The organism is Prevotella pallens (assembly GCF_900454935.1).
In the GTDB taxonomy this organism is placed as follows: Bacteria; Bacteroidota; Bacteroidia; order Bacteroidales; family Bacteroidaceae; genus Prevotella; species Prevotella pallens.
The window spans coordinates 1,824,514-1,840,606 of record NZ_UGTP01000001.1 but is presented as its reverse complement, the minus strand read 5'-3'; the positions used below and the strand labels follow the sequence as shown (position 1 = coordinate 1,840,606).

The window sequence follows — 16,093 nt, the reverse complement described above, 5'->3', positions numbered from 1 at the left end:
GAAACAAACGAAACTAAAAACAGTCTGGCTTTTCCTAAACAAACAAAGTAATTCTATTTGATAAGTGAGTAATTGGTAAGAACTGTTTATAAGCTTTCTACCTCTTTCCTACTAAGCAACATTAATATGAAATAAGTTGTGCAAGAATACTACTTATGAGATATATTTACAGCTCTATGGTTCACTTTTTAGTACTATAAAGTGAGATTCAAACTAATTTCTTTACTTTGTTTTAGGCAAATTCAATAGACAAGTATTTCTTTTCATTCGTACATATAACTTTATTGTAGATATGCAAAGATATTAGTGTAATTCCATTCCTATTCCATTATAATTTGTAATATTGCAATCTGTAGATAGCAATAGTGTTGCACAGTGTTCTAAAAATGTGCCGTTAAATAAATTTTTGTACAAAAATATGCTTTAAAAGTTGGTGGTAAGATATAAAATTCATACTTTTGGCAACATAAACAACTAATAGTCGTCAGTTAACACTTATCATTAAAAAAAAGAAGAACAAACAAATGAAAACAGATTTTGAGATTGCTCACGAAGCAAAACTTGAATTAATAGATAGTATTGCGAAAAAAGTGAATATCCCAACGGACGAACTTGAGCCGTTTGGAAAGTATATAGCAAAAGTGCCTTACAAACTTATTGATGAAGAAAAGGTTAAGAAATCGAAGTTAATACTTGTTACAGCTATTACACCAACAAAAGCCGGGATAGGCAAAACAACTGTAAGTGTAGGCTTAGCATTGGGTATGAATCGCATTGGTAAAAATGCAATACCAGCCCTTCGTGAACCTTCGCTCGGTCCATGTTTTGGTATGAAAGGCGGAGCTGCAGGAGGAGGCTATGCACAAGTGTTACCAATGGAGAAAATTAACCTGCATTTTACTGGCGATTTCCATGCAATAACCTCTGCAAACAATATGATATCGGCAATGTTAGATAACTATATTTATCAGCATCAAGATGAAGGCTTCGGTATGAGGGAAGTATGGTGGCGTCGTGTCTTAGATGTAAACGACCGTAATTTGCGTAACATTATAACAGGATTGGGTGCTCGTACAGATGGATTGCTTAGCGAAAGTGGCTTCGATATAACTCCTGCTTCAGAGATAATGGCTATTCTTTGTTTAGCTTCTAGCGAAGAAGACCTGCATAAGCGTCTTGATAATATAATCTTAGGTATAACTCTAGAAGGTAAACCGCTATACTTGCGCGAATTGAATATAACAGGTTCTATTGTAGCACTTTTACACGAAGCAATTAATCCGAACCTTGTTCAAACCATAGAAAATACACCCGCATTTATTCACGGTGGTCCGTTTGCTAATATAGCACATGGTTGTAACAGCATATTGGCTACAAAAATGGCAATGACCTTTAGCGATTATTGTATAACGGAAGCAGGATTTGGTGCCGATTTAGGCGCAGAGAAATTTTTAGACATAAAGTGTCGTAAAGCAGGAATATCTCCAGTACTCACCGTTCTCGTAGCAACTGCACAAGCCTTAAAGATGCATGGCGGCATAGATGTCGCAGAAATAAGCAAGCCAAACTTAGAAGGAGTGAAAGCAGGACTATGCAACTTAGATAAACATATAGCCAATTTAAAAGCATTTGGACAGACAGTTGTGGTTTGTTTAAACCGATTTGCAACCGATACAGACGAAGAATTGGCTTTAGTAAAAGAACATTGCGAGGCACAAGGCGTTGGATTTGCCATTAACACAGCTTTTGGCGAAGGAGGAAAAGGCGCAGAAAATTTAGCACATTTAGTAGTTGATACTATTGAGAAGAATCCATCTGCACCATTAAACTATGTATACGAAGAGTCAGATGATATAGCTACTAAAGTAGAAAAAATAGCTACCAATATTTATGGAGCAGGAAAAGTGGTATTACGTCCTGCTGCAAAACGCGACTTACAGCGTATTAAGGAACTCAACTTAGAGCATCTTCCAGTATGTATAGCCAAAACGCAGTACTCATTTTCTGAAGACGCAAAAGCTTACGGAGCACCTTCAGGGTTCCCAATTACTATTCGCAACTTCGTAATTAATGCAGGAGCAGGTATGATTGTAGCTATTGCTGGCACAATAATGCGAATGCCAGGTCTGCCGAAAAAACCACAGGCAGAGAATATCCACGTAGTGAATGGCGTAATAGAAGGCTTGTCATAAAAAGCGATCCATAAATTGCGAACCTCGGAGTACATATATTGTCTTCGAGGTTTTTGCTTTATAATAGTGATAGAACTATTCACTAGCATTGATATAACAAAGAAGTCAATATCTTAAAAATGTTTTTTTTCTTTATATATATTATGTGATTAGCTAAAATTTAAGTAACTTTGCGCCTAAAAGGAAACGGAGATGGTACATTTCTTTTCTTTTTATAGGAACTCATTTGATAATTAAATATTAAACATATAATACTTCAAAGATGAAAATTTCATTCGAAACCCCCGATAAGTTAAATGGTCTTTTAACTATTGTTGTTGAGGAACAAGATTACAAAGAAGAAGTTGAAAAGGCACTTAAAGATTATCGCAAGCGTGCAAATATACCAGGCTTCCGTCCAGGACAAGTACCTATGGGATTGCTTAAACGCCAAGTTGGTACACAAGTAAAAATGGATGCTATTAATAAAATATTAGGCGATAATCTTCAGAAATATATTATCGATAATAAAATCCACATGCTTGGCCAACCAATGGCGTCAGCTTCACAAGAGGCAGTAGAACTTGAGAAACCAGCACCTTATACTTTTAAGTTTGATATAGCAATTGCACCAGAATTTGATATTGAGCTTACAAGCAAAGATACCATTGAATATTACGATATAAAAGTAGACGATGCCCTTATTGATAAACAAATAGAGATGTTTGCAAGTCGTTCTGGACACTACGATAAGGTTGAAGAGTTTGATCCAGAGAAGCGTGATATGCTTAAGGGAGATCTTCGTGAACTTGATGAAAACGGAAACACTTTGGAAGGTGGCATTACTGTAGAAGGTGCTGTAATGATGCCTCAATATATTAAGGTAGACGATCAGAAGAAACTTTTCGATAATTGCAAGCTGGGCGATATTATCACCTTTAACCCACGCAAGGCTTATCCTGCAAACGATGCAGAGGTAGCTTCGCTATTGAAAATAGACAATAAGGATATTGGAAAGCATATTGGCGACTTCTCATACCAGATAACGGAGATAACACGTTATGTAAATGCAGAGAATAATAAAGAACTTTGGGATAGCGTTTATGGACCAGATGCAAATATAAACGATGAAGCAACGTTCCGTAAAACGATAGCTGAAGGTGTAAGCAAACAACTTGAAAGAGACTCTGATTATAAGTTTATGATAGATGTACGTGCTTACGCTGAGAAGAAAGTAGGTAAACTTCAATTCCCAGACGCACTTCTGAAACGTATAATGCTCTCTAATAACGAAGATAAAGGTGCTGAGTTTGTAGAAAAGAACTACGAACAAAGCATAAAAGAACTTGAATGGCATCTTATTAGAGACCGAATAGCACAAGCTAACAATATTAAGATAGAAGATGCAGATGTACGTGAGAGCGCAGCACAAATGGCTAGAGCACAGTTCGCACAGTACGGAATGAATAATGTTCCAGACGAATACATTGACAAATACGTTAATGATATGTTGAAGAATCGTAAGGATATTGAACCTTTTGTTGATGCTGCACTCGACCAAAAGCTCTCTGCTGTATTGAAAACAATAGTTAAGCTAAAGAAGAAGTCTGTTTCACTCGACGAGTTTAATAAGCTTATTGAACCTGCAGACACTGAAAAGCCAGTGAAAGCAAAAAGGACTAAAAAAGCTGATAAGGCAGAGAACGAAGAGAAATAAACAAGAAGTGAAATGTTAATGTAAGAGTTTACACTACATTAATAGAGCGACAACATCTTTTCTATAAACTTTCAAATAAGAAAGTTTTTAGAGAAGGTGTTGTTTTTTTTATATCTCGAGATATATTTTGTCTCAAACTATTTGTTACGTTGGTTAGAGCCTAAATCTATATCCAGTTAGAAAGTGATAAAAATACTATGGAAAAGAATCTTGTTGTAAATAATATTGCTTCTACATACTAAAATGATGAACAATATGTTGTAGTTTAAATATTTGTAATAACGCTTAAATCAGAATATTACAGAATAAAATATTTTATCATCATCATTAGAATAAATACCATTTAAATATAGAGTCATAAAGGTTGTTGTTTGTTATGATATATAAAACGTAACTGACAGATATCTGAGACGAGTGTGACAGATATCTGAGACGAACGTGATAGATATCTGAAATAAGACTAGCTAACATCTGGATTGTTTCTTCTAAATATCTAGTATATTTTTATTTTATTAGTAGGTGTATGTGGATAAACTGTAGGCGCCGCTTGTAAAATCTTCACTTGTTTTCAGCTGTCTCTATACGTCTGGAAAGCGAATATAACATATTTACACTCACTTCAAAAAGAAAAAACAATGGAATATCAAATAAAATTCTTTATTTTATTGAAGTAGTTACTATTTTTTTTATTATCTTTGTGTTAGAATACTATAGATAATGTTTTTGTAATGGCATAATCTTTGTATTAAAGACAATAAAACCGAATAAGGCGCTTGCTCCTTATTATTGTCTAATTAAAATAATAGAAAGAAACAGAATGAAAGATTTTAGAAAGTTTGCGACCCAACATTTGGGTATAAATGGTGTGGTGTTAGACGAGGTTACAAGTATGCAGAACCAATATCTTAATCCATATATATTGGAAGAACGCCAGTTGAACGTAACACAGATGGACGTGTTCTCGCGTTTAATGATGGACCGTATCATCTTCCTTGGCACACAAATTGACGACTATACTGCCAACACACTGCAGGCACAGCTGCTCTATTTAGACTCGGTAGACCCTGGGAAAGACATTTCCATCTACATCAACTCGCCTGGTGGAAGCGTAACGGCAGGACTTGGCATCTACGATACCATGCAGTTTATCTCCAGCGACGTAGCTACCATCTGCACTGGCATGGCAGCTTCTATGGCAGCCGTATTGCTTGTAGCGGGTCAGGAGGGTAAGCGTTCGGCATTGCCGCATAGCCGTGTAATGATACATCAACCACTTGGAGGCGTACAAGGACAGGCTTCAGATATAGAAATTGAGGCAAAAGAGATAATGAAGTTCAAGAAAGAACTTTATACAATCATCAGTAATCATTCGCACCAAACTTTTGAAAAGGTATGGAACGATAGCGACCGTAATTATTGGATGACTGCCGAAGAAGCTAAAGAATATGGTATGATAGACCAAGTATTAATAAGAAAAGAAGTAGACAATGCCTCAAAAGAAATGTAGTTTTTGTGGAAGAACTGAGAATGAAGTCCGGCTTCTCATTACAGGACTTACAGGATACATCTGTGAAGACTGTGCACAGCAGGCTTATAATATCGTAGTTGAGTCTGGTGTATTGGGTAAACAAACACCAGAACTCAAGGATATTGATATGGAGAAAGTTCCAAAGCCAACCGAAATAAAAGCTTATTTAGATGAATATATTATCGGACAAGATGAGGCTAAACGCTATCTTGCCGTGTCGGTATACAATCATTACAAACGGTTACAGCAGTCGAAAGACGACGATGGTGTAGAAGTAGAAAAAAGTAACATTATAATGGTGGGCTCAACAGGTACGGGAAAAACTCTCTTAGCTCGTACTATTGCTAAACTGCTGAATGTCCCATTTACTATTGTAGATGCTACAGTGTTTACCGAGGCTGGATATGTAGGTGAAGATGTAGAAAGTATTCTGTCACGCTTACTGCAAGTTGCCGACTATAATGTTGCTGCTGCTGAACGTGGAATTGTATTCATAGACGAAATAGATAAAATAGCACGGAAGAGCGATAATCCTAGTATTACACGAGATGTTAGCGGAGAGGGTGTACAACAAGGATTGTTAAAGCTACTCGAAGGTACTATGGTAAATGTTCCACCTAAAGGAGGACGTAAGCACCCAGATCAAGATTACATTCATGTAGATACCCGAAACATACTATTTATATGCGGTGGCGCATTCGATGGTATAGAACGAAAGATAGCACAACGTCTCAATACACACGTTGTGGGCTACAACTCGGTGCAGAATGTGTCTAGAATCGATAAGAAGGACCTAATGAAATATGTGCTGCCACAAGACTTACGCTCGTTCGGACTTATTCCAGAGATAATTGGACGTCTACCCGTACTAACTTATCTTAATCCATTAGACAGAGAGGCATTACGTAAAATACTTGTGGAACCAAAGAATTCCATTATCAAACAGTATGTAAAACTCTTTAAAATGGACGGTATCGATCTTACATTTGCAGAAGATGCGCTCGATTATATAGTTGACAAGGCTGTAGAATATAAGTTAGGAGCTCGTGGACTTCGTTCTATCGTAGAGGCTGTAATGATGGATACGATGTTTGAATTGCCCTCTAAAGATGTGAAAGAATATAAGGTTACAGCCCAATATGCACAACAACAATTAGATAAAGCAAAACTCAATAAGCTTGAGTCTGCTTAAAATATAAACAACCGTTGCACTCTATCTTACTTATAAGATGAGTGCAGCGTAAATAAACCTACCTCTCTAATAAGGAACACTGAACTATTAACATGGTAACAGAAGTCAATCTGACAGAAAAACTGAAGTATTTCTTTGGTTTCGATAAGTTTAAAGGTGCGCAAGAAGCTATTATCCAGAACGTGTTAGCAGGTAACGATACTTTTGTATTGATGCCTACGGGAGGCGGTAAGAGCCTTTGCTATCAACTGCCCTCTCTAATAATGGATGGTACAGCAATAGTAATTTCTCCGTTGATAGCCTTAATGAAAAATCAAGTAGATGTAATTAACGGTATCAGCGAAGAAGACGGAGTTGCGCATTATCTAAACTCATCGTTAAAGAAAACAGAGATAGACCATGTTAAAGCTGATATATTGAATGGCAAAACAAAGTTACTCTATGTTGCGCCAGAGTCGTTAAACAAAGAAGAAAGCATTGAATTCTTTAAAACCGTAAAGGTAAGTTTCTATGCAATAGACGAGGCACACTGTATATCGGAGTGGGGCCACGACTTCCGCCCAGAATATCGTAAGATACGACAAGCTGTAGATTTAATAGGTAAAGCTCCTATAATAGCACTCACTGCCACTGCTACTGATAAGGTACGTACTGATATTGTGAAGAGTTTGGGTATTGAAGACTGCGCCGAATTTAAGAGTTCGTTCAACCGTCCTAATCTTTATTATGAAGTAAGATCTAAGAAGAACGAAGAAGATACTAACAGACAGATAATAAAGTTTATTAAGCAAAATCCAGGAAAAAGTGGTATCATCTATTGTCTTTCGCGTAAAAAAGTAGAAGAACTGGCAGCTGTATTGCAAGCAAACGATATAAAGGCAGAACCCTACCATGCAGGTTTAGATTCGGAGACCCGCTCTAGAACGCAAGACGACTTCCTTATGGAAAATATCGATGTAATAGTTGCTACTATTGCATTTGGTATGGGTATAGATAAACCCGATGTGCGCTTTGTTATTCATTACGATATACCAAAAAGTTTAGAAGGCTATTATCAAGAGACTGGACGTGCAGGGCGTGACGGAGAAGAAGGACAATGTATTGTTTTCTATTCTAAAAATGACCTTAAAAAGCTTGAAAACTTTATGGACGGCAAGCCTGTTGCAGAGCAAGATATAGGAAGACAATTGCTGCAAGAAACTGAGACGTATGCAGAATCATCGGTTTGCCGTAGAAAATTATTGCTTCACTACTTCGGAGAAGACTATCCTAAAGATAATTGTGGTATGTGCGACAATTGTTTACACCCGAAAGAGAAAATAGAAGCGAAAGAACCGTTGTTAATTGTGTTGCAAGCTGTGAAGGCTTTGGGAGGTAATTTCCGTCAAGAATACATTATTGACTTTGTTAAAGGACGTGGTACCGATGATATAAAAGACCATAAGCATAATCTTCTAGAAGAATTTGGATTAGGTGAGAAAGAAGACCCTAAAATATGGAACCCTGTTATTAGACAGGCTATGTTGGACGGTTATTTAAAGAAAGATGTAGAAAATTATGGTTTATTGCGCCTCACTGCAGCAGGAAAGCAATTCTTGAAAGAACCAAAATCGTTTATGATAGTGATGGATAAAGAATTCAAAACCGATGATGTAGACGAGTGTATGGTGGGAGGAACAAGTGTAGCTGACCCAGAACTTTATGCAATGCTAAAAGATTTACGTAAGCATCTGGCACGTAAGTTAGGAATCCCAGCTTATGTAATCTTCCAAGACCCATCTTTAGACCAAATGGCAATGATGTATCCCGTTACCGAAGAGGAACTTCAAAACATACAAGGTGTTGGTGTTGGTAAGGCAAAACGATACGGCGAAGAGTTCTGTAAACTCATTAAAAAATATTGTAAAGAGAAGAATATAGAGCGACCCGAAGAACTGCGTGTACGCACTGTGGCAAAGAAGTCGATGCAAAAAGTGAAGATAATACAAGGTATTGATCGCAAATTGCCGTTAGACGACATTGCTACTGCCGAAGGGCTAAGCTTTGATGAACTACTTTCGAAGATAGAAGAAATAGTATTTAGTGGTACAAAACTCAATATAGACTACTTCTTAAACGATATTTACGATGAAGATAAAATAGATGATATCTACGATTACTTTATGAACAGTCATACAGACAGCATCGATGAGGCTCTCAAAGAGCTTGATGAGGACTACACAGATGAAGATATTAGATTGGTTCGAATTAAGTTTATATCAGAAATGGCAAACTAATAAAAGAAAATTCTACTGCTCTTTCTACTTAGAAAGGGCGGTTTCTTTTTACCATTATCTCACAGCTTTAACTATAGATGCGAAGAAATTGTTTTTAAGCTCGATAGAAATATGTGAGGATATATTGAAAAGGCGGATAATTGTAATGAGCTCTACTTTTATGTAATAAGATTGTAGTAATTTATAGTTGTTCTGGCGCTTATAATAATACTTATATTAAAACGTTGCAACTAATGAATTTCTTAAATCTTCATCTGAATATATAAACTCACACAGGTTGTTATTTGTTATGACGTCTAAAGCGTAACTGACAGATATCTGTCAGTTGCGTCTTAGATATCTGTCACGAGCGTTTTAGATATCTGTCACGAGCGTTTTAGATATCTCATATTTTTACCCCAAATAGGTAATAGGGGCGTAGCATTATTATGGTCTGATGAAAGCTTTTAATATTTCCCAACCATTTTTCCAAGTAAAACATAAGTTGTTCTACATAAAAAGCAATATTACTATCTGTGCATTAAACACTGCGAAATAGTTCTATCAATATACCAATGCAACGCACCAAACAATGAGAAGAAACTATATATCTCTTTGTACGCATATCCTTCGTTTACAAGTTTGATGAAAAGAGTAAAAAACAAAGATGATAGAGAATTAAGGTATTAAATAGTATAATGCGTTAAATACTTTTAACGCACAGTAGAAAAACCATAGAAATGATAACCTATACGAATTATAATTAGTACATTTGCACGCAATAAATTTTCTAATATACATATATGTCTTCATTTGTTGCAGATAAAATCGTAATGGACGGACTGACTTACGATGACGTCCTTTTAATACCAGCCTATTCTGAGGTACTACCCAAGGGGGTGGAGTTGAAAACCAAGTTCTCACGTAACATCGAACTGAACATTCCTTTCGTAACGGCGGCGATGGACACCGTAACCGAAAGTGCTATGGCAATAGCTATTGCACGCGAAGGTGGTATAGGTGTGATACATAAGAATATGACCATCGAAGAGCAAGCGCGGCAAGTTGCCATAGTGAAGCGTGCTGAGAATGGAATGATATACGATCCAGTAACCATTCGACGAGGACGTACTGTGAGAGAAGCGTTGGCTATGATGGCTGAATATCATATTGGTGGTATTCCTGTTGTTGATGAAGAAAACCATTTAGTGGGTATTGTTACTAATCGTGACTTACGCTTTGAACGTCACTTCGACAAGACCATCGATGAAGTGATGACAAGTGAAAACCTCGTAACTACACATCAGCAAACCGACCTTACGGCAGCTGCACAAATATTGCAAGAGAACAAAATAGAGAAACTCCCAGTTGTTGATAAGAGTAATCATTTGGTAGGACTGATTACTTATAAAGATATTACTAAAGCAAAAGATAAACCAATGGCATGCAAAGACGAAAAAGGACGTTTGCGCGTTGCTGCTGGTGTGGGAGTTACAGTAGATACGATGGAGCGTGCTTCGGCATTAGTAGAAGCTGGTGTTGATGCCATAGTTATAGACACCGCACACGGACATTCGCAAGGTGTAATTGGAAAATTGCGCGATGTGAAGACAGCTTTCCCTAATCTAGATGTGGTAGTAGGGAATATAGCAACAGGCGAAGCTGCAAAATTTCTTGTAGAGAATGGTGCTGACGCAGTAAAAGTGGGCATTGGCCCTGGCTCAATTTGTACTACTCGAGTTGTTGCAGGTGTTGGTGTACCACAACTTAGTGCCATTTATGACGTTTATTCTGCATTGAAAGATACAAACGTTCCATTGATAGCCGATGGAGGTTTACGCTATTCTGGCGATGTGGTAAAAGCTTTAGCCGCAGGTGGAAGTTGTGTAATGATTGGTTCGTTGGTAGCAGGAACAGAAGAGTCTCCTGGCGATACCATCATCTTCAATGGACGTAAGTTCAAGAGCTATCGTGGTATGGGATCATTAGAAGCTATGGAGCAAAAGAATGGTTCGCGCGACCGTTATTTCCAAGGCGATATTAACGACAATAAGAAGCTTGTTCCAGAAGGCATAGCAGGACGCGTTCCTTATAAAGGAACCGTACAAGAAGTGGTCTATCAGCTTGTAGGTGGTTTGCGTTCAGGTATGGGATATTGTGGTGCAGCATCTATAGAAAAACTTCATAATGCACGGTTCACACGCATAACCAATGCAGGAGTAATGGAAAGCCACCCACACGATATTGCTATTACAAGCGAAGCTCCTAACTATTCACGCCCAGAATAATAAATAGCAATCGGATTCGTTTACAATAAAAGAAGCTTATTGCTTTACATACAATCTGAAAGAAGATAGGCTATAATATAAAAAACAAAAGAACGAGTATTGTTTAAAATGAGAATAATAGTTTCTTTAGCTACTATACTGCTCAGCAGTTTAATGGCTTTTGCACAACAAGACGATCCTGTAATTATGACGATAGATGGTAATCCCATTCATCGTTCGGAATTTGAATATTCGTATAATAAGAATAATACAGATGGCGTGATTGATAAGAAATCTATACGCGATTATGTAGATCTTTTTATAAACTATAAATTAAAGGTACAGGCTGCATTAGATGCGAAACTGGATACACTTAGTTCCTTTAAACAAGAATTTATGACTTACCGCGATCAGCAGGTACGTCCTACAATGATTACCGATGCTGACGTAGAGGCTGAAGCTCAGAAAATCTATAAAGAAACAAGAGATAGAATTGAAAAAAATGGTGGATTGATTCGCTGTGCTCATATCTTGCTATCGCTTAAACAGAAAGCAACGGATGCTGAGCAAACTGCCATCGCTAACAGAGCCGACTCTATATATAATGTATTGAAAAAAGGTGGTAACTTTGCAGAATTGGCAAAGAAATATTCTGACGATCATAGTTCGGCAGTACGTGGTGGAGAGTTACCTTTAATAACAAAAGGTCAGACTGTACAAGCTTTCGAAAATGCACTTTTCTCTATGAAGCCAGGAGAAATTAGCCACCCAGTGTTGTCTCCATTTGGTTATCACATCATTAAATATATTAAGAAAGAAGAATTTCAACCCTACGACTCTTTAAAGGCTGATATTCGTCAGTTTATAGAAGCACGCAACTTGCGTGAGCAAATTATCGACCAAAAACTTGGTAGAATGGCTGCAGAAGCTGGAAATGGAGTTACACCAGAACAGCTAATAGAAAAGAAGCTTGCTGAAATGGAAGCGAAAGATGAAAATCTTAAAAACCTTGTAAAAGAATATCACGATGGTCTATTGCTTATAGAAATGAGCACACGTACAGTATGGGATAAAGCAGCATCTGACGAAGCAGGCTTGCAAACATTCTTTAATAAGCATAGAAAAAACTATGCGTGGAAAGAACCTCGCTTTAAAGGTATAGCCTATCATGTGCAAAATCCTGCCGATGTAAAAGCAGTGAAAGACTGTGTAGCTAAAATTCCATTCAAAGCATGGGGTGAAAAACTACGAACAACGTTCAATAACGATAGTACTATTCGTATTCGTGTCGAAAAAGGAATATTTAAGAAAGGCGACAATGCATTAGTGGATAGAGATATTTTTAAAGAAAAAGTAGAAGTAAAACCAATGAAAGATTATCCTATTGATGCAGTTTATGGTAAAAAACTAAAAGCGCCAGAAGATTTAGACGATGTTCGTAGTCTTGTAATTTCAGATTATCAAGAAGAACTCGAAAAAGAGTGGGTAAAAAGTCTTCGTCAGAAATATTCTGTCGTAGTAAACCCTGAAGTTTTAGCCACAGTTAATAAGCATTAATATAGAATAGTAGCTTATGAATTTAAAGAAATATTGTGTTATATTTATTTTTGTTGGAACAGTCCTCACAATGATGGGTGTTCCAGCAAAAATGCTTTCTATTTCCAAACCTCTTTTAGGAAACGATTCGGCAAATGTAGATAAAGAGAACCCCGAAAGTGTTGTCGATGAGGTATTATGGGTTGTAGGCGATGAACCAATTCTTAAATCTGATTTAGAAATTATGCGATTGCAAAGCGAAGCAGATGGTAAGAAATGGAAGAAAAATCCTAATTGTGAAATATTAGAACAGCTTGCTGTACAAAAACTTTTTTTGCATCAAGCAGCATTAGATAGTATTTCTGTTACAGAAGCAGAGGTGATGCAGAGTGTAGAACAACAAATTAATGCATGGATTTCTTTTCCTCAAATAGGTTCAAAAGAGAAGTTAGAGGAATATCAACACAAAAGTATAGCGCAAATACGACAAGACTTACACGATGATTTCAAAAATCGTTTGTTGATAGAACGAATGCAAGAGAAACTAGTTGGCGATGTTAAAGTTTCTCCAGCTGAAGTTCGTGAATACTTTAAAAAATTACCAACAGATAGTATCCCATTGATACCAACAAATGTAGAGGTGCAAATATTGACCCAAACTCCTAAGATTGACCCAGAAGAAATAGAAAGAATTAAAGACCAACTTCGTAATTATACAGACCGAGTTACGAAAGGAGAAACTTCTTTCGAGACCCTTGCACGTCTGTATTCTGAAGATACAGAATCTGCACGTAGAGGAGGAGAATTAGGATATATGGGACGTGGAATGTTAGATCCTACATTTGCTGCAGCTGCTTTTAATTTGACAGACCCTAAAAAGATTTCTAAAATAGTAGAAAGCGAATTTGGATACCATATTATACAATTAATAGACCGACGTGGTGATAAAATAAACTGTCGTCATATATTGTTAAAACCAAAGGTTTCGGATGCTGCAATAAATGCGGCAATGCATCGTTTAGATTCTATTTCTAATGATATTAAGGCAGGGAAATTTACTTTCGATGATGCTACATCATATTTATCTGACGATAAAGATACAAAGAATAATCATGGACTTATGATGAATGTTCGAGGAGCAACACGTACATCGCACTTTGCAATGAAAGAATTGCCTTCTGAAGTAGCACATATTGTAGACACAATGAAAGTTGGCGAGATATCAGCTCCTTTTACAATGAAAAATTCGAGAGAGCAAGAAGTGTGTGCCATTATTAAACTGAAAAGTAGAATTGACGAACATCGTGCAACAATTACTGAAGACTTACAGCCTATGAAAGATATTGTTGTAGCAAAGAAACGTCAAGAAGTTATCCGTAATTGGATAGAGAAAAAGATAAAAGAAACATACGTAAAGATGGCTCCTGAATATCGAGATTGCGATTTCGAATATGAAGGTTGGGTTAGATGATTATAGATAAAAACAGACAAACAAAATATTTCTACGGGCATAGAATCTTCATTTATTTGATTCTATGCCTATTTGGATTAAGCTCATCGCTTTCTGTTTTTGCTCAAAAAGAGAAGCAAAAGCAAAAATCGAAGGTTTATATTGACCATGCCGACATTTTACGCTATAACCAAATGGAAATGCCAAATGTTCAAGTTGTAAAGGGCAATGTAAAATTTAGGCATAAAGATATGACTTTGCTTTGCGATAGTGCTTATATTAACGACCAACAAAATACATTTCAAGCATTTGGACATGTAAACTTTAAACGCAAAGATGGAACACACTTAACTTGTCAGCGAGCTTTTTACGATGGTTTTCAGCAAACATTAAGAGCACGTGGAAAAGTTGTTGTGCGCCAACCTTTCAAATCTTTAAAATGCGATAGTTTAGATTACAATATGGCATCGAATGTTGCAAATTATTTTGGTGGACGTGGAATATTAATTTATGGTGGAAATGTAATTGCAGCCGATCAAGGCGATTACAATACAGAAACACACGATGCTAATTTCTATGGTAATGTTGTAATTCGTACACCAAAATACAATATTAATACGCCAACTGCACACGGAAATACCGAAACGGGAATAATGAATGTTGTTGGAAAATCGGTAATTAGAACTAAACGAGGCGAAATTGTTCATACGGAAGATGGAACATATAATAGTAAAACCGATAATATGCAACTGAATGGCTTCTCTACTATTAAGTCTCCACAACGCGATATAGAAGGAAACGAAATAACTTATAATAGTATTACTGGCGATGCAACTGGTCATGGTAACGTAAAGATAAACGATAAAGTAAACAAACGTACCATGATGGGCGAAGACATTGTTTATAATAGTAAGAGTGGACATACAGAAGGACATGGAAAAGTTAAAATTATAGACCATAAAGAAAAACGTACAATTACTGGCGAAGAGGTTATTTATAATGCAAATACTGGACATAGCGAGGGACATGGCAATGTTAAAATTGTTGATGAACTTAAGCAGCGTACCATAACTGGCGATAATCTTTTATATAATAGTAAGACTCATGTTGGAGAAGGTAAAGGTAATGTAGATTATATTGACTATAAAAGTAAACACGCTTTTAAGGGCGATTATATTCATTATACCGATACAGCTGCCATTGCATACGGTGGAAAACCAGGTCCAGTTGCCAAAGATTTTTCAAAAGGTAACGACACTTTGTTTGTACATGCCGATACTATTACGATGAAGGCTTTTAATTTTAACACGCCACAAGTTTATCGTAAAATTTTTGGTATTGATAATGTACGTGCTTATCGTACAGATGTTCAAGCTGTGTGTGGTTTATTCATTGCTAACACTAAAGATTCTTGCTTGGTTATGTACCAAGAACCTATTGTTTGGAGCGACAATAGGCAACTTCTCGGCGATTCTATCAAAGTTTTTATGAACGATTCCACCATTCGTGAAGCACATATTTTTGGAAACGCATTATCAATAGAACAACTTAAAGATAAAGAACATTATAATCAGGTAGCCTCTAAAACAATGCATGCACAGTTCTTAGATGGTAAAATGCGAACTGCACAAGCTATCAGCAATGTTCTTACCGTTTATTATCCTATAGAAGAGAAGGATAGTTCTATTATAGGCTTAAATTATTTGGAAACCGACACAATGCGTATTTATATGTCGCCACAACAACAGTTAGAAAAAATTTGGACAAACAAATTTACTTCTACCTTATATCCTATTACGCAAATACCTCCCGACAAAGTATTTCTCCCTAATTTTCATTGGTACGAAACGGTACGACCGAAAGATAAATTCGATATATTCAGGAAAGTGGCACGAAAAGACGATTCTGATATTCGTCCTTCCGAAGTAGCTGCTCCTCCACGTCAAAAGTTTAGCAACTAATTGTAGATTTCTAACT

General features: G+C 36.7%; 9 protein-coding genes. All 9 read left to right on the top strand.

The genetic code is table 11. From position 1 onward, the window contains the following. The first annotated feature begins 524 nt into the window (after window positions 1-524). Window positions 525-2,192, top strand: coding sequence for a formate--tetrahydrofolate ligase (locus DX009_RS07780; RefSeq protein WP_006044382.1), 1,668 nt, complete (start codon window positions 525-527; stop codon window positions 2,190-2,192). Between the two features lie 262 nt (window positions 2,193-2,454). Then, on the top strand, window positions 2,455-3,888 hold the full coding sequence (gene tig, locus DX009_RS07775; protein WP_115083597.1) for a trigger factor: 1,434 nt from the start codon (window positions 2,455-2,457) through the stop codon (window positions 3,886-3,888). Between the two features lie 817 nt (window positions 3,889-4,705). Beyond that, window positions 4,706-5,395, top strand: coding sequence for an ATP-dependent Clp endopeptidase proteolytic subunit ClpP (gene clpP / locus DX009_RS07770; RefSeq protein WP_006044384.1), 690 nt, complete (start codon window positions 4,706-4,708; stop codon window positions 5,393-5,395). Further along, complete coding sequence (gene clpX / locus DX009_RS07765) at window positions 5,376-6,608, top strand: ATP-dependent Clp protease ATP-binding subunit ClpX (RefSeq protein WP_006044385.1); 1,233 nt, start codon at window positions 5,376-5,378, stop codon at window positions 6,606-6,608. The genes clpP and clpX overlap by 20 nt, the downstream gene beginning before the upstream one ends. Window positions 6,609-6,700: 92 nt before the next feature. After that, window positions 6,701-8,884 carry a DNA helicase RecQ gene (gene recQ / locus DX009_RS07760; protein ID WP_006044386.1) on the top strand — a complete coding sequence of 728 codons (2,184 nt, stop codon included), beginning with the start codon at window positions 6,701-6,703 and terminating at the stop codon, window positions 8,882-8,884. Between the two features lie 782 nt (window positions 8,885-9,666). Continuing rightward, a complete protein-coding gene (guaB, locus tag DX009_RS07755; RefSeq protein WP_006044388.1) occupies window positions 9,667-11,151 on the top strand; it encodes an IMP dehydrogenase in 1,485 nt (494 codons plus the stop codon). Window positions 11,152-11,259: 108 nt separating this feature from the next. Next, complete coding sequence (locus DX009_RS07750; protein ID WP_115083596.1) at window positions 11,260-12,687, top strand: foldase protein PrsA; 1,428 nt, start codon at window positions 11,260-11,262, stop codon at window positions 12,685-12,687. A 16-nt stretch (window positions 12,688-12,703) separates the two neighbouring features. Further along, window positions 12,704-14,137, top strand: a complete 1,434-nt coding sequence (locus DX009_RS07745) for a peptidylprolyl isomerase (protein ID WP_115083595.1) — start codon at window positions 12,704-12,706, stop codon at window positions 14,135-14,137. Continuing rightward, window positions 14,134-16,077, top strand: coding sequence for an OstA-like protein (locus tag DX009_RS07740; RefSeq protein WP_115083594.1), 1,944 nt, complete (start codon window positions 14,134-14,136; stop codon window positions 16,075-16,077). Before DX009_RS07745 ends, DX009_RS07740 begins: the two co-directional genes overlap by 4 nt. Window positions 16,078-16,093: the final 16 nt, after the last annotated feature.

Excerpts from the sequence above, each read along its gene's own strand:
- DX009_RS07780 (WP_006044382.1), top strand. The coding sequence starts at position 525 with ATGAAAACAGATTTTGAGATTGCTCACGAAGCAAAACTTGAATTAATA.
- tig (WP_115083597.1), top strand. The coding sequence starts at position 2,455 with ATGAAAATTTCATTCGAAACCCCCGATAAGTTAAATGGTCTTTTAACT.
- clpP (WP_006044384.1), top strand. The coding sequence starts at position 4,706 with ATGAAAGATTTTAGAAAGTTTGCGACCCAACATTTGGGTATAAATGGT.
- clpX (WP_006044385.1), top strand. The coding sequence starts at position 5,376 with ATGCCTCAAAAGAAATGTAGTTTTTGTGGAAGAACTGAGAATGAAGTC.
- recQ (WP_006044386.1), top strand. The coding sequence starts at position 6,701 with ATGGTAACAGAAGTCAATCTGACAGAAAAACTGAAGTATTTCTTTGGT.
- guaB (WP_006044388.1), top strand. The coding sequence starts at position 9,667 with ATGTCTTCATTTGTTGCAGATAAAATCGTAATGGACGGACTGACTTAC.
- DX009_RS07750 (WP_115083596.1), top strand. The coding sequence starts at position 11,260 with ATGAGAATAATAGTTTCTTTAGCTACTATACTGCTCAGCAGTTTAATG.
- DX009_RS07745 (WP_115083595.1), top strand. The coding sequence starts at position 12,704 with ATGAATTTAAAGAAATATTGTGTTATATTTATTTTTGTTGGAACAGTC.
- DX009_RS07740 (WP_115083594.1), top strand. The coding sequence starts at position 14,134 with ATGATTATAGATAAAAACAGACAAACAAAATATTTCTACGGGCATAGA.